This window comes from Streptomyces sp. NPDC002776, from assembly GCF_053592195.1.
The window spans coordinates 1-21,263 of record NZ_JBSFVG010000019.1 but is presented as its reverse complement, the minus strand read 5'-3'; the positions used below and the strand labels follow the sequence as shown (position 1 = coordinate 21,263).

Genomic DNA, 21,263 nt, shown 5'->3' with positions numbered 1-21,263 from the left:
GGAATGGGTGACAGCCGGAGCTGGACGGCCACGCCTGCCGCGGCGGAACGCGCCCGGTCGGTGCTCGCCACCGCGTGGTCCTGCGCGGTGACCGCGGAGGGCGGCCGGGAGGAGTTCGTCGGCGCGCACAGCGTGACCGAGGACGGCCGGGTGCTCCTGCACGTGCCCGAGGACAGCGCCCTGGTGACGGCCGCGATCTGCGCCCCGCGCGGAGAACCCTCCGCGGTGCTGGAGTTCGCCGACGTCGCGCCCGTCCCGGTCCGCCACCGCATCCGGGCCCGGCTGTGGATCGCCGGATGGTTCGGGGCCGAGGAGGACCATCTCGCCTTCCGGCCCACCCGCGTGGTGCTGCGGGAACCGGACGGAGCCGTCGTCGTCGACCTCGACGAGTTCGCCGCCGCCGCACCCGACCCGCTGGCCACGGCCGAGGCCCGGCTGCTGACCCACCTCGCCGACTGCCACCCCGACGCGGTCGAGCGGCTCACCCGGCTCGTCGAGCCCGAGAGCCTGCACGGCGCGGTCCGGGTCCAGCCCCTGGCCGTGGACCGGCACGGACTGACCCTGCGCATCGAGCGCACTCGCGCCCACGGCGACGTACGCCTGCCCTTCCACCGGCCCGCCGACGACGTCGCCCAGCTCACCGAGCGCATGCACGTGCTGCTCGGACAGGCGAGCGCCGCCTCCTGCCCGCGGGCGCTACAGCGGCAGCGCACAGACCGCGACGGGTGACGCGAACGGCTCACCCGCGCGCCGCAGCTCCCCGCTGTCCTCGTCGACGCGGAAGACGCTGACGGTGCCCGACCGCTGGTTCGCCGTGAAGAGCAGCCCGCCGTCCGGCGAGAGGCTGAGCTGACGGGGGAAGTCGCCGCCCACCGGCACCGTGCCGAGCAGCCGGAGCCGGGCCCCGTCCGCCTCCACCGCGTACCGGGACAGGCTGTTGTCGCCCCGGTTGGCCAGCCAGGCGTACCGGCCGTTCGGGGTGACCACGAGCTGCGCCGGATAGCTGGTGCCCGGCCCGGTGCCCGTGGACTGCGCTTCGCCGACGGACATACGGCCCGTTGCGGGGTCGTATGCGCAGACGGCGACGGTGTTGTCGACCTCGTTGGCGAGATACGCGTACCGGCCGCCGGGATGGAACGTCAGATGACGCGGCCCCGCACCCGGGCGCGTCCGGGCCCGGGAGACCTCCGCGAGCGTGCCCTTCGCCGGGTCGAGCCGGTAGGTGTACACCGTGTCCGTGCCCAGGTCGACGGCGAGGACATGGCCGCCGTCGGGACTGGTGACGACCTGGTGGGCGTGCGGCCCGTCCTGGCCCGGACCCGGCGCCGGATCGGCGTGCGTGACCAGGTGGGTGCGTTCCCCGAGCGCCCCCGAGGCAGCCACGGGGTGCACGGCGACGCTGCCGGTGCCGTAGTTCGCGCTGAACAGCCAGCGCCCGCTCGGATGCACCGACAGATGACACGGCGCCTGCCCGCCGGTGCTCCGACTGCCCAGGACCTCGCGGTCGGACAGCCGTACGGCGGTCACGGCACCGTCCGCGCGCTCGTTCACGGCGTACAGCGTGCGGCCGTCCGGATGGACCGCGAGATACGACGGGTCGGCGAGGTCCGCGAGGACGCCCGCACCGGTGACCCGGCCCGTGCCGGGGTCGTACGACGCGACCCCGACGCCCTTTCCGCCGCCCTCCGCCGAGGTGTACGTGCCGAGGAACAGCGGGCGGGGGCCGGAAGGGCTCGCGGATCCGGGCGAGGTGCCCGGGGCTGCCTCGGGGGCCCCCGGTGCCGACGCCTCGTCGCACCCCGGGAGCGCCATCACGGCGGCGGTACCCGCGAGGGCACCGACGAACCGCCGCCTGCTCACGCCACCCCTGCCCATGCCCACACCCTCCGCTCGTCCGTCGTCGCGACAGTCACCCTGACGCGGATCACCCGGCCGGTGCAACCGAGGACGCCCGGCCCGCCGGCTCGGTCACCGGGAACGGCGGACCGAGGCGAGACGCTTGCGGCCCACCCGCACGCTGTCCTGCACGCGGGTCAGCCGCGGCATCCGCTCGCGCTGCTCGCTGGAGACGCGGTCCAGCTCCTCCAGCAGCCGGCGCGAGCGGTGCTCGGTGTCCAGCTCGTCGAGGATGCGGTTGACCTCGGTCAGCACCGCGCCGTGCAGCTGCCACTGGCGGGCGTCGCGCTGGACCTCCGCCAGCAGCAGCTGGGCGAGCTTGTCGCGGGTGGCGGCGGCATGGCGCAGGTCGGAGGTGAGCCGCTCCTCCGCCGACTCGGCGTCATCGCTGACATGGGCGGTGACCAGCACCGCGAAGCTCACCATCGCGTCCGCGATCTCGGACAGCAGCTGTTCCACCGCGGCGCCGATCTCCGGTGTGAACAGCGGGTCGGGATCGCGCTCCTTGGCCAGGTCGGTGAGGGTGCGGGCGATCACCCGCAGCACCACGGTGCAGATCTCCAGGGTGTCCAGGCCGGTGCGCAGCACCACCCGGTGCAGCAGGCCCTCGCGGACCCGTGGATTGAGCCGCAGGCTGTCCTCGGCCTGCCGCAGCGCCGCGTCCACCTGGACGATGTCGTGGTCGAGCCGCCGCGCCTCGTGCAGCCGGGCCGCGGCCCGCTCGAAGGGCGTGCGGCCCGCGGCCTCCTCACCCATGCTCAGCATCAACTGGCGCACCCGGCGCGCCAGATCCTCGATGGACTCACCCGCCTCACCCACCCACACGGGCGGGGCCAGCAGCAGATTGCAGGCGAGGCCGACCACCGCGCCGATCAGGGTCTCCAGGACGCGCGCCCACGCGTAGTCGCCGACGGCCGTCACACCGAGCACCAGCATCGCGCTGATCGCCACCTCGGGCACGTACTCGTCCACCCGGACCAGATGCCCGACGGCCAGCGAGGCCAGGATCAGCAGGCCCAGACTCCACCAGGTCAGACCCACCAGCAGACTGAAGGCGATGGCGACGAAAACCCCGGCCACCACGGCGTTCACCCGGCGCACACCGTTGGTGAGGGTCGCGTAGAGGGTGACCTGGACCACCAGCAGCGCGGTCAGGGGCGCGGTCAGCGGGGCCGCCTCGGGGCTCAGATGCAGCGCGATGACGTAGGCCACCGTGGCCGCGGCCGCCGACCGCACGGTCTGGACGATCACGGGGTCCCGGCGCAGCCTCAGCAGCCGCTCCCGCGACACCCGCCACTCACGTACGTCTTGCATCCTTGCGCTGTTCCCCTCTCACGGGGCGCCGAACATGATCACCGCGACCGACTTTGCGGATCGCAACGGTCCGCCGCCCCTGCTCATCATCCTCGGCGCTCCGACGCCCGTCCTCCTGGCGGCCGGCCCCGTCCGCTGCCCGGGACGGCTCATGCGTACAGCTTGTCCAGGAAGGCCGTGAGGTTGGCCTCGGTGCGTGCCACCTGTTCCGCTTGCGTGAGGCTCTCCTCGATCCGGGCCCCCGAGTCGGGGACCTTCTTGCCGCGGAGGTAGAGGGAGCAGGCGAGGTCGGTGCACATGTAAAGGCCGACGGAATTGCCCTCGCGCCCGGCGGCACCGGCTTTGCGCGCGGTCATCAGGGACACCCCGCCGCCCCGGTGGGTCGTCAGGCACAGCGAGCACATGCTGCGGTGCAGGAACCCGCGCTGGGAGGACGGGAAGCGGAGCGTGATGCCGACGAGCCGTCCGTCCCGCTCGGTGACCAGATAGCTGCGGTCGGACGCCCCCGGATCTCGCCAGCCCAGGAAGTCCAGGTCGGCCCAGGGGAGCCGGTCCAGGTCCCGGGGGACGGCGAGGCGCTTGGCCTCGCCCTTGGAGCAGTTGACGAACGACGTGCGGATCTCCGGCTCGGTGAGGGGTCGCATGGGGGCCTCCTGGGGTGCTGTCCTTACGTGAACCTAGTGTTCCTAGGTTTCTGGCTAAGGCTAAACGTGACTCTCCGGGAGGGGCCAGCCAATTAGGGTCCGTAGGCTGTGCCGCGAGCGCACGGGGGTGCGCGGGGCGACCGACCGAGGGGGCGACGTGGCGGACTCATGGGAGCGGGCCGGGCGGATCCTGAGCGTGGCGGGGCTGCCCCCGGGCGACCTCACCGGGGTGCGCCCGCTGACCGGCGGGACCTACAACACCGTGGAAGAGCTCCTGCTCGCCGACGGCAGCCGGTACGTGCTGAAGGTGCCGCCCGCCCGGACCGTGCCGGGGCTGCGGCACGAGCGGGACCTTCTTGTCTCCGAGGCGGACTTCTACCGCGCGGCGGCGACCGTCGGCGTGACGGCTCCGCGGGTCGTCGCCGCCACCCCGGGCGAGCTGCTGATGACGGCCTGCCCCGGCGACGGGTGGGACGACACGCTCACGGACGCCGAAGAGCGGCAGCTGCGCGCCGAGCTGGGCCGACAGGTGGCACTGCTGCACCGGGTGAGCGGGCCGGGTCACGGCTGTCCCTCCGGCGCCCTCGGTCCGCTCGCCGCCGACTGGCGGACCGCCTTCACCGGCATGCTCGACGCCGTCCTCGACGACGCCCGCCGCTATCGCCCCTGGCTGCCCCGCCCCGTCGAGGAGACGGCCCGCGCCCTCCGGGCCGGCTACCCGGCACTCGCCGCGATCACCGTCCCCCGTCTGGTCCACTTCGACCTGTGGCGCGGCAACATCCTGGTCGACCGCTCGACCGGCGCGCCCCGCATCGGCGGGCTCATCGACGGCGAGCGGATGTTCTGGGGCGACCCGGTCGCCGACTTCGTCTCCCTGGCGCTGCTCGGGGACATCGAGAAGGACGAGGCGTTCCTCGCCGGCTACCGGGAGGCCGGGGGCCTCGTCGAGTTCGACACGCCCACCCGGCTGCGGCTCGCCCTGTACCGGGCCTACCTGTACCTGATCATGCTCACGGAGACCGTGCCGCGTGCCGTCGGCGCCGGGCGGCTGCGATGGACGCGCGAGACCGTCGGGCCCGAACTGGTGGCCGCGCTCGACGAGATCGCCGAGCTGGGACGCTGAGCCGGTATCTTCCAGGTCGGACGGCGGGTCGAAGGGGGAGCCAGATGGTGGGCCGGAACAGGCGAACGGTACGTGATCTCCGCCGGGCCAACCGCGCGGTCGTCCTCCAGTGCCTCTACTTCGACGGTCCCCTCAGCCGCTTCGAGCTCGGCCCGGCCACCGGGCTCAGCTCCGGCTCGGTCAGCAACGTCGTCGCCGACCTGCTCGCGGACGGCGTGCTGGAGGAGGCCGGAAACGTCGACTCCGACGGCGGACGGCCCCGCACCCTGCTCAGGGTGGCGCCCGCCAGCGGCCACATGATCGGCGTCGACGTCGGCGAAACCCGGGTCCGGGTCGAGCTGTTCGACGTAGCGCTGACCGAACTCGCCCGCGCCGAAAGGCCGTTGGGCCCCGAGGGGTACGAGGTCGATGTCGTCGTCGGGCACATCCGGGACGCCCTCACCGAGGTGCTCACCGCCGCGGACCTCGCCCCGGAGCGGCTGCTCGGCGTCGGCATCGGCGTCCCCGGCATCGTGGAGCACACCCCGGACCGCGGCGCGGTGGTGCACGGGCAGACCATCGGCTGGGACGCCGTGGCCCTGGAGTCGCTCCTCCGCGAGCGGTGCGAACTGCCCTCTTCCGTCCCGTACTTCATCGACAACGGGGCCCGGACCCTCGGCCAGGCGGAGATGTGGTTCGGGGCCGGACGCGGCGCCCGCAGCGCGATCGTCGTCCTCTTCGGCTCCGGCGTCGGAGCCTGTGTCGTCACCCCGGAGGCCGAGGACGGACGGGCCGTGGAGGGCGGGCATCTGACCGTACGGGTCGGGGGCCGCCGCTGCCGGTGCGGCGCGCTCGGCTGCCTGGAGGCCTACGCCGGCGCGGAGGGCCTGCTCGAACGCTGGCGCGAGCAGGGCGGACGCCCGCCGGAGGGCTCGGGACAGGAGAGCGCCCTGGCCGCCCTGGTCGCCGATCCCGGGGCGCGGGCCCTGCTGGACGAGACCGCCGAGTACATCGGGGCCGGTCTGGCGGACCTGATCAACCTGTTCCAGCCCGAGCGCATCCTGATCGGCGGCTGGGCCGGCCTGCTGCTCGGCCCCGCGCTGCTGCCCGGCATCCGGCGCCACGCGGGGGCGTACGCGCTGCGGCACCCCGCCGGGCGGGTCACCATCGACCTCGGCGGGCTGGGCCCGGACGCGGTCACCGTGGGCGCCGCGATCCTGCCGCTCGCGGACTTCTTCGCCCACGGCGGCAGCCGCGCCGCCCCGGCTCCCGAGAGCCCGCGGCCCGCCTGGCAGACGGCTCTGGACGAACGTACCCCGCGCTGACGTTTCGCCGCACGGCCCGGAGGTACTCGCGTGACCTTGGCCATGTGAGGGAAGGAGGACGCCGTGACCGACGAGAACGGCGGGCCCGTCCCGCGCGATCTGCCGGATCAGCAGGCGGGCGAGGGGGAGGACCACTGGGACGTGGACCCGGCCCCCGAGGACGTGGAACAGGGCGAGGACGTCCCGGAGTCCGACGAGGCCGGCGGCCGCCGCGGCGACACAGCCCCGTTGACGGATGACCCGGAGCCGGAGGAGTCGACGGCCTGAGACTTCGGAGCGCTGAAATCCGAGAGAGCGGGACGACCAATACTGGTCGTCCCGCTCTCGGCTAGCTGGCCTTACGACCCCGCAGGGGCGCCGTGTCCGCGCCCGCACCGTGCTGGAGGCCGTGCAGGAACTCCGCCAGGACCTCGGTCGCCGTGTGCCGGGGGCTCCAGCCCAGTTCCGTGCGAGCGCGGCTGCTGTCCATCAGGGGCAGCCGCAGCACGGCGTCGAACAAATGCGGCGAGGCCGGCAACAGATGCAGCCCCCAGGCGGCGGCGATCGCCGAGCGGGCGGCCGTGCGCGGCAGCCGTACCGGACGGGCGTGGAACATCTCGCCGAGCAGGTGCGCGTCCACCGGCGGATCGGCCGCCAGGTTGAAGGCGCCGCGCACGTCCGAGCCGATCGCGAGCCGGTACGCCTCGGCCGCGTCGTCGGTGTGCAGCGCCTGCACGCGCAGGCCCGGGATGTCGGGCAGGAAGGGCAGCAGCTCCGGGCGCGCCAGTGGCCCCGGCAGGAAGCGGCCGCCGAAGATCCTGCGCTGCTCGCTCGCCGACTCCCGCTTGAACAGGAAGGCGGGCCGCATCCGCACCACGCGCACCTTCGGGTGCGCCCGGTCGAAGGCGTCCAGCGTCCGCTCCAGATACGCCTTCTCCCGGCAGTAGGCGGCGTCCGGCCAGCCGTGCGTCGGCCATGACTCGTCCACGGGGTGGTCCTTCGGACCGGGGGAGTACGCGCCGACCGACGAGGCGTGCACCAAGGTGGGCACCTTCGCCGCGGCCACCGCCTCGAAAACGCGGATGCTGCCCAGGACGTTGGTCCGCCAGGTCACGGCCGGATCGTGCGTGGGCTGGAACGCCCAGGCCAGATGGACCACGGCCGTGGCGCCGTCGAAGACCTTCACCAGATCGGTCTGCGCGGACGCCAGATCGACTGCCGCCCACTCCGTCTTCGGCGGCGACCACTCGGGAACCCTGCGGGCCAGCCCCAGTACGGAGCCGACCCCCGGATCCTCGGAAAGCAGCCGCACCACACTCGTGCCGACGTTCCCCGTGGCGCCGGTGACAACGATCCTGCTGCCCTGTGTGCTGGTCACCTTCGGCTCCTCTCGGCCGCTGCGGGGGAGTACCGAGTACCCGGAAATGCGCGAGGACACGAAGAGGACACAAAAAGGGCCCCGACCGCGACGGGGGAATCACGATCGGGGCGATCAGGGGCGGGCGCGGAGGGCGGCCGCCGGGCGTGTCACCTCATGCGAACGGGCCGTGCTCGAGGGAGGCCAGCAGGTGCGCGGGATCGTCGTAGACCTCGTCCGCGCCCGCCTCCACCAGGTCGGACCGCGGAATGCCCCCGCACAGCACGGCGACGCACCGCACCCCGGCGCGGGTGCCCGCGCGCATGTCCCACACGGTGTCCCCGACGAACACCGCCCGCTCGGCGGGCACGCCGGCCAGTTCCAGCGCGTGCTCCACCGGCTCGGGCGCGGGTTTGCCCTGTTCCACGTCGTCCGCGCTCGCCGTCGCGGCGATGGCGTCGTCCGCGTCGATGGCCCGCCGCAGCGCGCCCAGTTCGCCGCCGCCGGCCGAGGTGGCCAGCACCACCGTCCAGCCGTCCTGGTGCAGCCGCCGCAGCAGCCGTCCGGCGTCCGCCAGGGCGGGCAGCCGGTCGAAGTACTGCCCGTACAGCGCCTTGTGCGCGGCGCTCAGCTCCTCGTCGGCCTCCTTGCCGCGGTCGTCACCGAGGAGGTGGGCGATCAGGTCGTCGGAGCCGAGTCCGATCGCCCGGTGGATGGCGTGCATGGGCACCGTGTGGCCCGCCTGCCGGAAGGCCTCCCACCAGGTCACCGCGTGCAGGTGGTTGGTGTCGACGAGCGTGCCGTCGACGTCGAACACGGCCGCGCGTCCCATGCGCCGTCCCTTCGTCGTCCATGAGTCCCGGAAGTTGTCGAGTACCACGTCAGGAGCCCGCCAAGCGTGCCGGCAGGCGCCCCTCCCGGGTCCAGGCCAGCAGTTCCTCCAGCGGCCAGGTGGTGACCACCCGGTCCGCGGGCACCCCGCACTCCTCGGCCCGGGCGCAGCCGAGGACCTGCCAGTCCAGCTGGCCGGGCGCGTGGGCGTCGGTGTCGATCGAGAACAGCACCCCCGCCTCCACCGCCCGCCGCAGCAGCCGCCGGGGCGGGTCGAGCCGCTCGGGCCTGCTGTTGATCTCCACCGCGGTGCCGCTCTCCGCGCAGGCGCCGAACACCTCGTCCGCGTCGAACTGGGACTCCGGCCGCCCCCGCCCGGTGACCAGCCGCCCGGTGCAGTGCCCGAGCACGTCGGCATGCGGATTGCGGACGGCGGCCACCATCCGGCGGGTCATCGAGCGGGCGTCCATCCGCAGCTTGGAGTGGACGGAGACCACCACCACGTCCAGCCGGTCCAGCAGCTCCGGCTCCTGGTCGAGCGAGCCGTCGTCGAGGATGTCGCACTCGATGCCGGTCAGCAGCCGGAACGGCGCCCAGGTCTCGTTCAGCGCCGCCACCACGTCCAGTTGCTCGCGCAGCCGGTCCGCCGACAGGCCGCGGGCCACCGTCAGCCGCGGGGAGTGGTCGGTCAGCACCGCCCACTCGTGCCCCAGGTCGGCCGCCGTCCGGCCCATCTCCTCGATCGGGCTGCCGCCGTCCGACCAGTCGGAGTGCAGATGGCAGTCCCCGCGCAGCAGCGCCCGCAGTCCGGTGCGGTCCGCCCCGGACGGCGCCTCGGCCTCCAGCTTCTCCAGATAGCCGGGGACCTGCCCGGCCAGCGCCTCCCGCGCCACCTGCGCCGTCTTCGGGCCGACACCGCCGAGCGCCTCCAGCGTCCCGGCGGCGGCCCGCTCGCGCAGTTCCGCCTCCGGCAGCGCCGCCAGCACCCGGGCCGCGGTGCGGAAGGCGCGTACCCGATAAGTCGGCGCCAAGGATCGCTCCAGCAGGAAGGCGATCCGCTCCAGTGCCTCGACGGGATCCATCGCCACCTCCGCCTCCAGGGTTCCCCAGCGGGGCGGCAGCCGCACGGCGGGCCCTCCGTTTGCGCGCCACCCGCCCCGGGTATCGCGATGCGCAGATTTCGTCCGCCCGAAGATCCGCCCGAGGAAGAGGCCCGATATGTCCCTCCCCACCGAGTCCACCGGCAAGGTGGCCGTCATCACCGGCGCCGACTCCGGCATCGGCCGGGCCACGGCGGTCCGTCTCGCACAGGCGGGACTGGACATCGGCATCACCTGGCACGGCGACCGGCGGGGCGCCGAGGAGACCGCCGCAGAGGTCCGCGCACAGGGCCGGCGGGCCGCCGTGGCGCAGATGGACCTCACCCGGCTGCCCGAGGCGGCCGACACGATCGACGAGCTGTGCGACCGGCTCGGCCGGCTGGACGTCCTGGTCAACAACGCCGGCATCGGCACCCGCACGCTCTTCCTCGACCTGAAGCTCGACGACGTCCGCGAGGTCCTCGACGTGAACCTGGTCGGGCCCTTCCTGTGCGGACAGAAGGCGGCCCGGCACATGATCCGGCAGGGCGACGGCGGCCGGATCGTCAACGTCACCTCCGTCCACGAGCATCAGCCGCGGGTCGGCGCGGCACCGTACTGCGCGGCCAAGGGCGGCCTGGGCCTGCTGACCCAGGTGATGGCCCTGGAGCTGGCCGAGCACGGCATCACCGTCAACGCGGTCGCGCCCGGCGAGATCGCCACGCCGATGACCGGCCAGGAGGACACCGACCCGCACACCGAGCGCCGCCCCGGCGTGCCGCTCGGGCGGCCCGGCGACGCCCGGGAGGTCGCCGCCGTGATCGCTTTCCTCGCCGGACCGGACGCGTCCTACGTCACCGGTGCCTCCTGGAGCGTCGACGGCGGCATGCTGCGCATGGGACCGCAGGCCGGTTCACACCTGACCGCCGACGACTGGCGGCGGCCGTGAGCGGGCGGCCCTGCGGTCCTGACGCGCTGACCGGGTGACCTGCGAGGTTCGCGAACGGCGGATGCGATTTACGCTCTATTGCATGACCGAAATCGCGAGCCCGTACATCTCCCATCCACGGATCATGGTGCTCGGGGTCCAGCCGGGCACGCCCCCGTTCCGCATCGTGGAGATCGACGGCATTGTGGTCGGGGAGGCGAAAGCCGTCACCGACGTCCTGTCCACCGCCGCCGCCTTCGGCATCACCGTCCATGACCTGGACGACCCGGACGTGGTGCGCTGGGTGGGCGGCGACAAGTTCACCTGGACCCGGCACTAGCGGCCCAGCCGACCTTCAGCGGTTCAGCCGACCTCAGTGGCTCTCAGCCGACCGTCCACTTCTGGTTGGCGGCGCCGGTGCAGGACCAGATCTGGAGCCGGGTGCCGTTGGCCGCGTTGTGGCCGGTCACGTCCAGGCATTTGTTCGCCTGCGGGTTGACGATGTCGCGGGCCGCGGTGACCGTCCACCGCTGGGCGGCAGTGCCATTGCAGTCCCACAGCTGTACGGGGGTGCCGTCGGCGGTGCCCGCCCCGGAGACGTCCAGACACTTGCCGAGCGCCCGGATCGTGCCGTCCGCGCCGACCGTCCACCGCTGGGCGGCGGTGCCGTTGCAGTCGTAGAGCTGTACCGGGGTGCCGTTGGCGGAGTTCGCCCCGGCCACGTCGACGCACTTGCCGGCCAGGCCCCTGATCGCGCCGCCCGTGGGAGTGTCGGCCGTGGTCACGGTCACGTGGTCGACGACCATCTGCTGCGGGAAGACGGTGGAGCCGTCCGGGTCGCCGGGCCAGTACCCGCCGACCGCGAGGTTCAGGATCAGGAAGAACGGCTTGTTGAAGACCCAGGCGCGGCCGCCCAGGTCGGCCGGGGTGCGCCGCTGGTAGACGTTGCCGTCCACGGACCAGGTGATCGAGTCGGGCGCCCAGTCGATGGCGAAGGTGTGGAAGGCGTCGGCGAAGGCCTGCCCGCCCGGCAGGGTGTATCCCGCGCCGATGCCGCCCGCGCCGGAGTAGCCGGGGCCGTGGATCGTGCCGTGGACCGTGGAGGGTTCGAAGCCGACGTTCTCCATGATGTCGATCTCGCCCGAGTCCGGCCAGTTCACCGGGGTGCCGAGCATCCAGAACGCGGGCCACATGCCCTGCCCGCGCGGCACCTTGATGCGCGCCTCGATGTGCCCGTACTGCGCGGTGAACTTCCCCGCGGTGTTCAGCCGGGCCGAGGTGTACTGGCAGGTCCCGTACCAGCACTGGTAGTTGGCGGGGTTCTCGCGCCGGGCCGTGATGACCAGGTTGCCCTGGCCGTCGAGGGCGGCGTTGCGGTTGCCGGCCGTGTAGTACTGCCGCTCGTGGTTGTTGACGTTGTCGCCGGTCTCCATCTGCCACTTCGAGGAGTCGACCGCCGATCCGGCGGGCCCGTCGAAGGTGTCGGAGAACGTCACCGCGGTGACACCGGCGTCCGCGTCGGTGTCGGCCCGGGCGGGCCCGGTCGCGGCGGTCGCGACCAGTACGGCCGACAGGGCGGCCGGCAGCCAGGCGCGCGGGCCGCGGGTTCTGCGTGATTCACGGGATCTACGGGAAGAGGGCACGACTCTCCCTTCTGTCGGCACCCCAGGGGGAAAGGGCGCCGAACCGAGGTGGGGGGGTGAAAGTGTCGCCTCTTGATTTAAGGAGTGAGGTAACGGGGCGTCAATACCTTGGTACGGACCAGGAGTTACCGTTACCGACTAGCGAGCGTGCACCGCCCGGCCCATCCGTCGGCCCAGCAGCAGGTAGCCGATGAGCGCGCCCGTGGTGTTCAGGATGACGTCGTCGATGTCGAACGCGCGGCCGGTGATCATGGCTCCCTGGGCGAACTCGACCAGGAGCATCACCGTCGCGGTGAGCAGCAGCACCCGGATCACCCCGCGGGTCTTGGGAGCGACGACCGGGGCGAGCACCCCGAAGGGGATGCCCAGGAGCAGGTTCCCGCCGATCTGCTTGACCGCGTCGCGCAGTTCGGGCTGGTCCAGATAGGCCCTGAGCGACCGGCCCGGACGCAGGTTGGTGTGCGTCAGGGACTCCGAGGCGGGGGACGGTTCGAGCGTCAGCTTGGCGAGCACCACCGCGAAGCCCACCATGAGCGTGAACGCGCACAGCATCGCAAGCAACCGGCCGAGGAAGCGGAGTGGGTGGGCGGAGCGGGGTGTCTTCTCGGGTTCGGTCACCGGCGGGGGCTTGCGCGGGCGCGGCCGGAACATCTCGGCGCGGGATCGAAAGGCTGCACGGGCCATGCGGTTGGTCCTCCGGTCTTCCATGTCCCTTTGTCGCAAGGCGGTTACCCGCTGACTGCCCGAGGATGCCGCCGAGCCCCCTCGAACCCGAGGCCGCCGCCCGCGTCCTGAACGGCCGACTGCTCACGGCGGTCGCCAGGGCCCGCCCGGACCGGCGGCTTGCCGCGGCGGTCCGGGCGGTTCCGCTCAGGCGTCTTCAGGTCCGCCCCGGCGTGGACTGCTTGGCCTGGCTGATCGGCGCTCCGCACAGGGCTCGGGTGTCCGGTCACGTGGTGCCGAAGACGACCTTCACCTCCTTGAAGCCGAGCGAGCGCAGCAGGCCCTTGAGCATGCCGGTGGTGTTGCCCTCGGCGCGCCGGGTCAGCTCGCTCTCCTTCGCGGCGTCGCCGATGTGCTTCGCGGCGAGCTTCTGCACCGCCTGCTCGCTGTTGGGGTTGTCCGAGAACAGGTCGCCGAACCGGTCGAGCAGCCCGCGCTGCTTGGAGACGGCGTAGGAGCGGTCGGGGTCGAGCGCGGGCTCGCCGAGTTTCGCGTGCGGCAGCCGGATCGTGGCCGACGTCCGGTCCTCGTTGACCTTGACGTCGTTGTCGCCGACCTTGCCGAGGTCGACATAGGCGTCCACGCTGCCCGCCCCGACGTACAGCGTGCGCGAGCCGCGGATCGCGTCGGGCAGGTACTTGGCGTCCTTCTCCAGGTCCACCACGACCTGGAAGTTGCCCGAGGCGGCGTCGTAGCGGCTGATGTCCTGGATGGACTGCAGCAGCGCGGGACCCGATCGGTCGTGGGTCTCGGTGCCGAAGAGGTCCTTCAGCCCCGGGAGCACGGTCAGCCCGATCCCGGCGAACAGCACGGCCAGCACCAGCACTACGGCGCTCACGGCCTTCGCCCAGCCGGGCATGCGCCTGGGGAGGCGTCTGATGGGAGTCGACATGGCGACGGCCCTCCTTCCTACCGTTCGAATGCCCCCCAAAAGCCGTGCGAGACCCGGGGCTTGTCCGAAGGGCACACCCGGCGGAGGCAGGCGGGGCGCAGGGGCGCGAAGCCGGTCAGTAGCATGAGGCGCGCCAGCCGGAGTGATCATGCGAGGAGCGGTTCGTGCGAGACATCGCGGTGTTCAGCGGTAGCGCCCACCCCGACCTGGCGGCGGAGGTCTGCGCGCACCTGGGCGTGCCGCTCAGCCCCACCCGGGTCAGCCGGTTCGCCAACGACTGCCTGGAGGTGCAGCTCCAGGCCAACTGCCGGGAACGGGACGTCTTTCTCGTCCAGCCGCTGGTCGCGCCGGTTCAGGAACACCTGGTGGAACTGCTGCTGATGTGCGACGCGGCCCGCGGCGCGTCCGCCGGCCGGATCACCGTCGTCATGCCGCACTACTCCTACGCCCGCTCCGACAAGAAGGACGCGCCCCGGATCTCGCTCGGCGGGCGCCTGGTCGCCGACCTGATGGTCGCGGCCGGGGCGAGCCGCGTGCTCGCCATGACACTGCACTCGCCACAGGTGCACGGCTTCTTCTCGGTGCCCGTCGACCACCTGCACGCGCTGCGCGAACTGGCCACCCACTTCCGCCACCACGACCTGTCCCGCACGACCGTCGTCTCGCCCGACCTCGGCAACGCCAAGGAGGCCGCCGCGTTCGCCCGGATGCTCGGCGCCCAGGTCGCCGCGGGCGCCAAGCAGCGTTTCGCGGACGACCGGGTCAGCATCAACTCCGTGATCGGTGAGGTCGCCGGCCGCGACGTCATCGTGCTGGACGACGAGATCGCCAAGGGCAGCACGGTCCTCGAACTCCTCGACCGGTTGCGGGAGCTGGGGGCGCGGTCCATCCGGGTGGCCTGCACCCACGGCCTGTTCACGTCCGGCGCGCTCAAGCGGATCGGTGAGCAGCCCGACGTACTGGAGATCGTGTGCACCAACACCGTGCCGGTCCCGGACGAGGAGCGCACCGACAAGCTGCGGGTGCTGACCGTCGCCCCGCAGCTCGCCGAGGCCGTACGGCGCATTCACAACGGTGAGTCCGTCAGCGCCCTGTTCGACGCGCCGCGGAGCGAATAGACAGGGGACAGCGGGTATCCGGCGATCCGCGAGGGCGGGCGGACCGTGGGCGCCGGACAGGTCACCAGGGTCGTGACGTAGCCGCCGGGTCACACCGAGCCGGACGCGGCCTCGGGCCGGCCCAGGGCCGCGTCCAGCGTCGGATGCGGAGGCAGCAGCCGGGAGAGCCCGGTCAGCCGCAGCACGCGCAGGGTGAGCGGATGGACGCAGACCAGGAAGAGCTGGCCGCCGTGGTCGAGGACCCGGCCGCGCGCCCGGTACAGCAGCCGCAGCCCTGAGCAGTCGAAGAACTCCGCGGGCCGCAGGTCGATCACGATCCGCGGGTGCGGGCCGGCCGTCAACCGGTCGAGCCAGGGAAGGAGTTCGACCGCCGCGGCGATGTCGATCTCGCCGTGGAACTCCAGGACCGTGTGCCCCCGGTCCTGGCGGACGCGCAAGTGGCGGGTGAGCGGCGCAGGCTCCTGCTGCACGACGACATCGCCTCCAACTTGCGGCCAGGGCGGCGGGGTTGTGGGTGGAACGAAAGCGTTCCCGCACTGCAAGTTACCCTCGATGGCGTGCATTTGAGCATGTTCGATTGACATATGTCTTTGAATCGAGCGCCGGAGTGCGCCGGGTGGCGCGGTCGACGACTCGAACCGCACCGCCCGATCGGCGGCCGTCCGTTCGCGGACCTCGATCAGGCGGTGCGGGAGACGAGCGCGCGGGCGGCGCCGGTCGAGCCGGCGCCGCTGGTCCGGGCCCGGTCACTCGCCGAGCAGGACCAGCTTTCCGGTGGTCCGGCCCGTGTCGCCGAGCCGGTGCGCCTCGGCGGCGTCGGCCAGCGGGAAGGTACCGGCGATCGTGGCCCGCAGGGCGCCCCGCTCGACCAGGTCCGCGACGGCCCTCATCCCGGAGTGCGAGGCGTCGACGAGCATCCGCAGGGCACGCACGCCCAGCCGCTCGGCCTCCTGGTACAGCTCGTCCGAGCCGACCGGCAGGATCGACACCAGCAGCCCGCCGGGGCGCAGCACCCGCAGCGAGCGCAGGCTGTAGTCGTCACCGATGGTGTCCAGGACGACATCGACGTCCCGCACGGCCTCGGCGAAGTCCGTCGACCGGTAGTCGATCAGCTCGTCCGCGCCGAGCTCGCGCAGGAAGTCGTGCTTGCCCTCGCTCGCCGTGCCGATGACGTAGGCGCCGCGCGCCTTGGCGATCTGCACGGCCACGTGCCCCACCCCGCCGGCCGCCGCGTGGATCAGCACCCGCTGCCCGGCCTGCAGGTCGGCCGTCTCGGCCAGCGCCTGCCACGCGGTCAGCGAGACCAGCGGCAGCGCGCCCGCCTGGACGTGGTCGATCACGGCGGGCTTCAGGGCGAAGGCGCGGGCCGGACCGGTCACGAACTCGGCGTGCGAGCCATGGCCGAAGGGGTACGGCAGCATGCCGAAGACCTCGTCGCCGGGCTGGAAGCGGGCGACGCCGATGCCGACCTCCTCGACCACTCCGGAGACGTCCCAGCCGAGGACGAAGGGCGGCCGGCCCAGGAAGCCGCCGTGGGCGCGGTGCTTCCAGTCGGTGGGGTTGATCCCGGCCGCCCGCATCCGGACCAGGATCTCGTTGGGGCGCGGCGACGGCCGCTGCAGCTCGACTTCCTTGAGGACCTCGGGACCGCCGAGGACGTCCTGACCGATGGCGCGCATGGTGTTCACAGTGTTCATGGTCATCCAGCCTGGCGGGTGCCGCCCGTCCGGACAATGGCAAGATTGCCACCGTTCGATAGGATCGTGCCATGCAGCGAGAACATGCGGAGCGGGGAGTGGAGCGGGTCGTCGTCCTGGCGCTGGAGGGTGCCTACCCCTTCGAGCTGGGCATCCCGGCCCGGATCCTGGGCGCCGCGGAGGGCCGGTACGAGGTGCTGACGTGCAGCGTCGACGGACAGCCGGTGCGCACCAGCGCCGACTTCACCATCGGCGTCGCCCACGGTCCGGAGATCCTGGCCACCGCCGACACCGTGGTGATCACCGCGATCGAACCGGCGCACATCCCCGACGAGCTCCCGGACGAGATCGGCGCCGCCCTGGCGCTGATCCGCCCCGAGGCGCGCGTGGTCTCCATCTGCACCGGCGCCTTCGTGCTCGCCGCGGCCGGACTGCTCGACGGCCGCAGGGCCACCACCCACTGGCAGGTGACCGACTGGTTCCGCCGCAGATTCCCGCGGGTCGACGTCGACCCCGATGTGCTGTTCGTCGACGACGGCCGCATGCTCACCTCGGCCGGTGCCGCCTCCGGTGTCGACATCTGTCTGCATCTGGTCCGCAAGGACCACGGCAGCGAGCTGGCCAACCGTGTCGCCCGCCGCTGTGTCGTGCCGCCCTTCCGGGACGGCGGCCAGGCCCAGTACATCGAGCAGCCGGTCCCCGACCAGGGCGCCGCCGGCACCGCGGCCACCCGGGCCTGGGCCCTGGAGCGGCTCGGCGAGCCGCTGACGCTGGCCGACCTCGCCGCCCACGCCCGGATGAGCCGGCGCACCTTCGCCCGTCGCTTCAGCGACGAAGTGGGTCTCAGCCCCGGCCGCTGGCTGATCCAGCAGCGGATCGTCCGGGCCCGTCATCTGCTGGAGGCCAGCGACCTGCCGGTGGACCACATCGCCGGCGAGGTCGGCTTCGCCACGGGCGCCTCCCTGCGCCAGCATCTGCACGCGGCGATCGGCGTCTCACCCCAGGCGTACCGGCGCACGTTCCAGGAATCGCGCCGCGCCTGAACGTTCCCGGTGCGGCGTGCTTCGAGACCGAGCAGCCGAATGTGCCTCGCACCGGCTGCCGCGAGGGCGGCAGGGTGCTGCACTCGAGCCGGTTCCTGCTTACTCCCCTTGAGCTGCGTAGACCCGCGCGCCCCCCACATAGGTCCGTGCCACCCGGGCCTGCGCGATCTCCTCCGGCGGCCCGGCGAACGGGTCGCGGTCCAGGACCACGAGATCCGCCAGCGCCCCCGGCCGCACCGCACCGGTGTCGTCGAGATGGTTCGCGTACGCCGATCCGGCCGTGTAGGCGGCCAACGCCTCGGCGAGCGCGATGCGTTCGGCGGGCAGGAACACCGGCCCGGTGCCGCCGGGCGCCACCCGGTTCACCGCCACATGGATGCCCTCCAGCGGGTCGGGGCTGCTGACCGGCCAGTCGCTGCCCGCCGCGAGCCGGGCACCGGAGCGCAGCAGCGCGCCGAACGGGTACTGCCATCCGGCCCGTTCGGGCCCGAGGAAGGGAATGGTCAGCTCGTCCATCTGCGGTTCGTGCGCCGCCCACAGCGGCTGGATGTTCGCCGTGGCCCCGAGCGCCGCGAACCGCGGTACGTCATCGGGGTGCACGACCTGGAGATGGGCCAGGTGCGGCCGTGTGTCGCTCGGCCCGTTCGCCCCGCGGGCCGCCTCGATCGCGTCCAGGGCGTCGCGTACCGCCCGGTCGCCCAGCGCGTGGAAATGGCACTGGAAGTCGAGCGCGTCCAACTCGGTCACGTACGCCGGGAGTCGGCCGGGGTCGATGAAGCTGGTGCCCCGGTTGGCGGTGGCGCAGCCGCACCGGTCCAGGTAGGGGTCGAGCAGGGCCGCGGTGCCGTTCTCGGCGACCCCGTCCAACATCAGCTTCACGGTGCCGGCCCGGAATCGGCCGTCGCTCAAGGCCCGTCGGCGCTCGACGAGTTCGGGGATCTGCTCGGCGCCGCGTCCGCGGTCCCACCACAGGGCACCGACGACGCGCGCGGTCAGTGAGCCGTCGCGGGCGGCCGCCAGATACGCCCCGGCCGGGTCGTCCATGCCGGGGAAGTCCCCGACGAGCGCGTCCTGCCAGGCGGTGATGCCGAGGGAGTGCAGATGGCGCTGGGCGTGCAGCAGCGCGGCGAGCCGGTCCCCGGGCGTGGCGGGCGGGGTGAGCCGGCCGACCAGGTGCATCGCCCCCTCCTGCAAGGTCCCGCTCGGCTCGCCGGAGGCGTCCCGCTCGATCCGCCCGTCGGCCGGGTCGGGCGTGTCACGGGTGACCCCGGCCAGTTCCAGGGCGCGGCTGTTGACCCACGCGCCGTGGTGGTCGCGGTTGGGCAGATACACCGGCCGGTCGGGCACCACCGCGTCCAGCAGCTCCTTGGCCGGCGTACCGCCCTCGAACGCCTCCATGGACCAGCCGCCCCCGGTGATCCACTCCCGCTCGGGGTGCGCCTCGGCGTACGCGCGCACGGCGGCGACCGACTCGGCCGCGGTCTTCGCCCGGGTCAGATCGCACTGGGTCAGTTCGAGCCCGGCCGGCACCGGATGGACGTGCGCGTCCTGGAAGCCGGGCAGCAGCAGCCGTCCGGCCAGCTCCACCACCTCGGTGCGAGGCCCGGCGAGTTCCAGGACCTCGTCCCCTCCTACGGCGGTGACGCGGTCGCCGGTGACGGCCACGGCGGTGGCGGTGCGGCCCTCGGGGGTGAGGACGGGGCCGCCGGTGAAGAGCAGATCTGCGTGCATACGGGGTTCCTTGCAACTAGGAGGGTGACAGCGCCGCCTCAGGCCCGGTGACCGCACATGAAACTGGCCGCCCGCTGCACAAGTCAACAGTGTTGTCATAAGGTGCGCCCACCAGGCCACAGGGCATCCGGCCCCCCGGTCCCCAGGAGGCACCCATGAGCGACCGCGTCGTCCCGGCCGGCGGCCGTCGGCGTCGGCGCCCCACCAAACAGGGCGTCGTGCTGTCCGAGGAGCTGATCGTCGCCACCGCGCTCCGGCTGATCGAGGAGCACGGCGCCGACGCGCTGTCCGTACGCCGGCTCGGCCGTGCCCTGGGCGCCGACCCCAGCTCCCTGTACCGCTACTTCCGGCACACCGACGACCTGATGCTCGCCATCGCCGACGAGTTGATCGGCCGCACCCTGCGGACCTGGCGGCCGACCGGCGACTGGTGCGCCGACCTGCGCGACCTGGGCCTGCGCATGCACGCGGGGGCGCTCGCCCACCCCCGGGCCGCGGTGCTCAGCGCCTACCGGGTGACCGGGCGGGTACACGAGATCCGGGCCGTGGAGACGATCCTCGGCGTGCTGCGCGGAGCCGGCTTCCCCGACCCCGACGCGGTGCGCGTCTACCACGCCTTCGTCGACCAGGCCCTCGCCTTCGGCGCCCTGGACTCGGCGAGCACCGCCCTGCCGAAGGCCGCCCGGGACGCCGAGAGCGCCGTCTGGGAGGCCACGTACGCCCGGCTGCCCGCCGACACCCACCCGCACATCGCCGCGACCGCCCGCCATCTCGTCGCCGACATGCGCCGCAGCTCCTATCCGGCCGCGCTGGACCTGCTGCTCGGCGCGGCGGCGGCCCGGCTCGCGGAAACCCGGAGACGTACGTGATCACCCGCTGTCACACTGGTCCGCACCGACCGACGTCCCGCCCGGAGGCTGTCCCCGATGACCCCGCCGCCCGCACGTCCCGCGAAGCAGCGCAAGCTCGACACCCTGCGCCGCCTGGAGCACGACGAGGATCTGTGGGTCGCCACCGCCGGCACCGGCGGAGGAGCGCCGTACCTCGTGCCCCTGTCCTTCCTCTGGGACGGCGAGACGCTGCTCCTCGCGACGCCCGCCGCCAGCCCCACCGGCCGGAACCTCAAGGCCACCGGCACCGTGCGGATCGGCCTCGGGCCGACCCGGGACGTGGTGATGATCGACGGCACTGTCGACGCGCTCACGGCCGACGGACTCCGGGCGAGTGAGGGGGACCGGTTCGCCGCCCGGACCGGCTTCGACCCGCGCGAACTCACCGCGGAGTACCTGTACTTCCGGGTGCGGCCGCAGCGCGTGCAGGCCTGGCGCGAGGCGAACGAGCTCGCCGGGCGGGAGCTGATGCGCGACGGGGTGTGGCTGGTCGCGGACTGATTTCCGCGGGCGGGGATATCCGAACGGGTAAGGGCGGCGGGGCAGTTCGGCTCCGCGCCCGCGACCGTACGGAGGAGACATGACGCTGGTGAAAGCGGGGGTCTTGGTGCTCGACTGCGCCGAGCCCGAGAAGCTCGCGGTGTTCTACAAGGAGCTGCTGGAGGCCGAGCAGACCGAGGCGAACGCCAACCGGGTGGAGATCAGGGGCGCCGAGGGTACCCGGCTGGCCTTCCGACGCGACGTGAACGCGACGCCGCCGAGCTGGCCCCGCCCGGAGAACTCCCTCCAGACGCATCTGGACTTCGTGGTGGAGGACCTGGACGAGGCCGAGCGCAGGGTGATCGGCCTGGGCGGCCGTCCGCTGGAGACCAAGGACGCCTCGGGCCCCTTCGAGGAACGCGGATACGCCGACCCGGCCGGCCACTCCTTCACCCTGCGCCTGGTGACGCCGACGGCGCCGAAACAGGGCTAGGGGCAATGCCGTTGCATTACGTGGTTGAGGGTTGTGGTCGTTTGATGCGGACTGCTCGGGCGCCGGTGTGGGTGGGTTGGGGCCAGGTGTGGTGTTCG

At 72.9% G+C, this 21,263-nt stretch carries 23 protein-coding genes; 11 read left to right on the top strand and 12 right to left on the bottom strand.

Annotated elements, in window-relative coordinates; all coding sequences use genetic code 11:
• The first annotated feature begins 3 nt into the window (after positions 1 to 3).
• On the top strand, positions 4 to 729 hold the full coding sequence (locus ACWD11_RS29835; RefSeq protein ID WP_389417057.1) for a DUF2470 domain-containing protein: 726 nt from the start codon (positions 4 to 6) through the stop codon (positions 727 to 729).
• Here the strand turns inward: ACWD11_RS29835 and ACWD11_RS29830 are convergent.
• From ACWD11_RS29830 to ACWD11_RS29820, 3 genes are all read right to left on the bottom strand, one after another.
• Positions 697 to 1,875: a lactonase family protein gene (locus ACWD11_RS29830; RefSeq protein WP_451286685.1), complete on the bottom strand. Its 1,179-nt coding sequence runs from the start codon at positions 1,873 to 1,875 to the stop codon at positions 697 to 699. The genes ACWD11_RS29835 and ACWD11_RS29830 overlap by 33 nt on opposite strands.
• Before the next feature lie 93 nt (positions 1,876 to 1,968).
• Complete coding sequence (locus ACWD11_RS29825; RefSeq protein ID WP_451286683.1) at positions 1,969 to 3,210, bottom strand: FUSC family protein; 1,242 nt, start codon at positions 3,208 to 3,210, stop codon at positions 1,969 to 1,971.
• Positions 3,211 to 3,359: 149 nt separating this feature from the next.
• Complete coding sequence (locus tag ACWD11_RS29820) at positions 3,360 to 3,854, bottom strand: FBP domain-containing protein (RefSeq protein ID WP_451286681.1); 495 nt, start codon at positions 3,852 to 3,854, stop codon at positions 3,360 to 3,362.
• A 157-nt stretch (positions 3,855 to 4,011) separates the two neighbouring features.
• On the opposite strand from ACWD11_RS29820, the gene ACWD11_RS29815 reads away from it, so the two are divergent.
• The 3 genes from ACWD11_RS29815 (at position 4,012) to ACWD11_RS29805 (ending at position 6,548) form a co-directional block, all read left to right on the top strand.
• On the top strand, positions 4,012 to 4,977 hold the full coding sequence (locus tag ACWD11_RS29815; protein ID WP_389417061.1) for a phosphotransferase family protein: 966 nt from the start codon (positions 4,012 to 4,014) through the stop codon (positions 4,975 to 4,977).
• A 44-nt stretch (positions 4,978 to 5,021) separates the two neighbouring features.
• Positions 5,022 to 6,281 (top strand): ROK family protein, encoded by a 1,260-nt coding sequence (locus ACWD11_RS29810; protein ID WP_451286679.1) that lies wholly within the window; start codon positions 5,022 to 5,024, stop codon positions 6,279 to 6,281.
• A 63-nt stretch (positions 6,282 to 6,344) separates the two neighbouring features.
• Positions 6,345 to 6,548: a hypothetical protein gene (locus ACWD11_RS29805; RefSeq protein WP_389417063.1), complete on the top strand. Its 204-nt coding sequence runs from the start codon at positions 6,345 to 6,347 to the stop codon at positions 6,546 to 6,548.
• Between the two features lie 61 nt (positions 6,549 to 6,609).
• Here the strand turns inward: ACWD11_RS29805 and ACWD11_RS29800 are convergent, their stop codons facing one another.
• The 3 genes from ACWD11_RS29800 to ACWD11_RS29790 form a co-directional block, all read right to left on the bottom strand.
• Complete coding sequence (locus ACWD11_RS29800) at positions 6,610 to 7,638, bottom strand: SDR family oxidoreductase (protein WP_389417064.1); 1,029 nt, start codon at positions 7,636 to 7,638, stop codon at positions 6,610 to 6,612.
• A gap of 154 nt (positions 7,639 to 7,792) precedes the next feature.
• Positions 7,793 to 8,449: an HAD family hydrolase gene (locus ACWD11_RS29795; RefSeq protein ID WP_451286676.1), complete on the bottom strand. Its 657-nt coding sequence runs from the start codon at positions 8,447 to 8,449 to the stop codon at positions 7,793 to 7,795.
• Positions 8,450 to 8,498: 49 nt separating this feature from the next.
• Positions 8,499 to 9,530 (bottom strand): PHP domain-containing protein, encoded by a 1,032-nt coding sequence (locus ACWD11_RS29790; protein WP_389417466.1) that lies wholly within the window; start codon positions 9,528 to 9,530, stop codon positions 8,499 to 8,501.
• A gap of 136 nt (positions 9,531 to 9,666) precedes the next feature.
• On the opposite strand from ACWD11_RS29790, the gene ACWD11_RS29785 reads away from it, so the two are divergent.
• Complete coding sequence (locus ACWD11_RS29785) at positions 9,667 to 10,476, top strand: SDR family oxidoreductase (RefSeq protein WP_389417066.1); 810 nt, start codon at positions 9,667 to 9,669, stop codon at positions 10,474 to 10,476.
• Positions 10,477 to 10,558: 82 nt separating this feature from the next.
• Positions 10,559 to 10,795: a hypothetical protein gene (locus ACWD11_RS29780; RefSeq protein ID WP_250076467.1), complete on the top strand. Its 237-nt coding sequence runs from the start codon at positions 10,559 to 10,561 to the stop codon at positions 10,793 to 10,795.
• Between the two features lie 43 nt (positions 10,796 to 10,838).
• On the opposite strand, the gene ACWD11_RS29775 is transcribed toward ACWD11_RS29780, so the two are convergent.
• From ACWD11_RS29775 to ACWD11_RS29765, 3 genes are all read right to left on the bottom strand, one after another.
• The gene (locus ACWD11_RS29775; protein ID WP_389417067.1) at positions 10,839 to 12,098 is read right to left on the bottom strand and encodes a lectin; all 1,260 of its coding nucleotides are present in this window, start codon (positions 12,096 to 12,098) and stop codon (positions 10,839 to 10,841) included.
• Positions 12,099 to 12,236: 138 nt separating this feature from the next.
• Complete coding sequence (locus tag ACWD11_RS29770) at positions 12,237 to 12,782, bottom strand: VanZ family protein (RefSeq protein ID WP_389417068.1); 546 nt, start codon at positions 12,780 to 12,782, stop codon at positions 12,237 to 12,239.
• A gap of 265 nt (positions 12,783 to 13,047) precedes the next feature.
• A complete protein-coding gene (locus ACWD11_RS29765) occupies positions 13,048 to 13,713 on the bottom strand; it encodes a DUF4230 domain-containing protein (RefSeq protein ID WP_389417069.1) in 666 nt (221 codons plus the stop codon).
• 164 nt (positions 13,714 to 13,877) lie between these two features.
• Here ACWD11_RS29765 and ACWD11_RS29760 point away from each other — a divergent pair, with 164 nt between their 5' ends.
• On the top strand, positions 13,878 to 14,831 hold the full coding sequence (locus tag ACWD11_RS29760) for a ribose-phosphate diphosphokinase (RefSeq protein WP_389417070.1): 954 nt from the start codon (positions 13,878 to 13,880) through the stop codon (positions 14,829 to 14,831).
• A gap of 89 nt (positions 14,832 to 14,920) precedes the next feature.
• Here the strand turns inward: ACWD11_RS29760 and ACWD11_RS29755 are convergent, their stop codons facing one another.
• Together ACWD11_RS29755 and ACWD11_RS29750 are read right to left on the bottom strand one after the other, a co-directional pair.
• Complete coding sequence (locus tag ACWD11_RS29755; protein WP_389417071.1) at positions 14,921 to 15,301, bottom strand: anti-sigma factor antagonist; 381 nt, start codon at positions 15,299 to 15,301, stop codon at positions 14,921 to 14,923.
• Between the two features lie 276 nt (positions 15,302 to 15,577).
• Positions 15,578 to 16,528 carry an NADP-dependent oxidoreductase gene (locus ACWD11_RS29750; RefSeq protein ID WP_389417072.1) on the bottom strand — a complete coding sequence of 317 codons (951 nt, stop codon included), beginning with the start codon at positions 16,526 to 16,528 and terminating at the stop codon, positions 15,578 to 15,580.
• Positions 16,529 to 16,599: 71 nt separating this feature from the next.
• On the opposite strand from ACWD11_RS29750, the gene ACWD11_RS29745 reads away from it, so the two are divergent.
• Complete coding sequence (locus ACWD11_RS29745) at positions 16,600 to 17,571, top strand: GlxA family transcriptional regulator (protein WP_451286672.1); 972 nt, start codon at positions 16,600 to 16,602, stop codon at positions 17,569 to 17,571.
• Between the two features lie 99 nt (positions 17,572 to 17,670).
• Here the strand turns inward: ACWD11_RS29745 and ACWD11_RS29740 are convergent, their stop codons facing one another.
• A complete protein-coding gene (locus ACWD11_RS29740; RefSeq protein ID WP_451286670.1) occupies positions 17,671 to 19,302 on the bottom strand; it encodes an amidohydrolase in 1,632 nt (543 codons plus the stop codon).
• A gap of 155 nt (positions 19,303 to 19,457) precedes the next feature.
• On the opposite strand from ACWD11_RS29740, the gene ACWD11_RS29735 reads away from it, so the two are divergent.
• The 3 genes from ACWD11_RS29735 (at position 19,458) to ACWD11_RS29725 (ending at position 21,165) form a co-directional block, all read left to right on the top strand.
• A complete protein-coding gene (locus ACWD11_RS29735) occupies positions 19,458 to 20,171 on the top strand; it encodes a TetR/AcrR family transcriptional regulator (protein WP_451286668.1) in 714 nt (237 codons plus the stop codon).
• 57 nt (positions 20,172 to 20,228) lie between these two features.
• Entirely contained in the window at positions 20,229 to 20,693 is a 465-nt protein-coding gene (locus ACWD11_RS29730; protein ID WP_451286667.1) for a pyridoxamine 5'-phosphate oxidase family protein, read from the top strand.
• Between the two features lie 79 nt (positions 20,694 to 20,772).
• A complete protein-coding gene (locus ACWD11_RS29725) occupies positions 20,773 to 21,165 on the top strand; it encodes a VOC family protein (RefSeq protein ID WP_389417077.1) in 393 nt (130 codons plus the stop codon).
• The last annotated feature ends 98 nt before the right edge of the window (positions 21,166 to 21,263 follow it).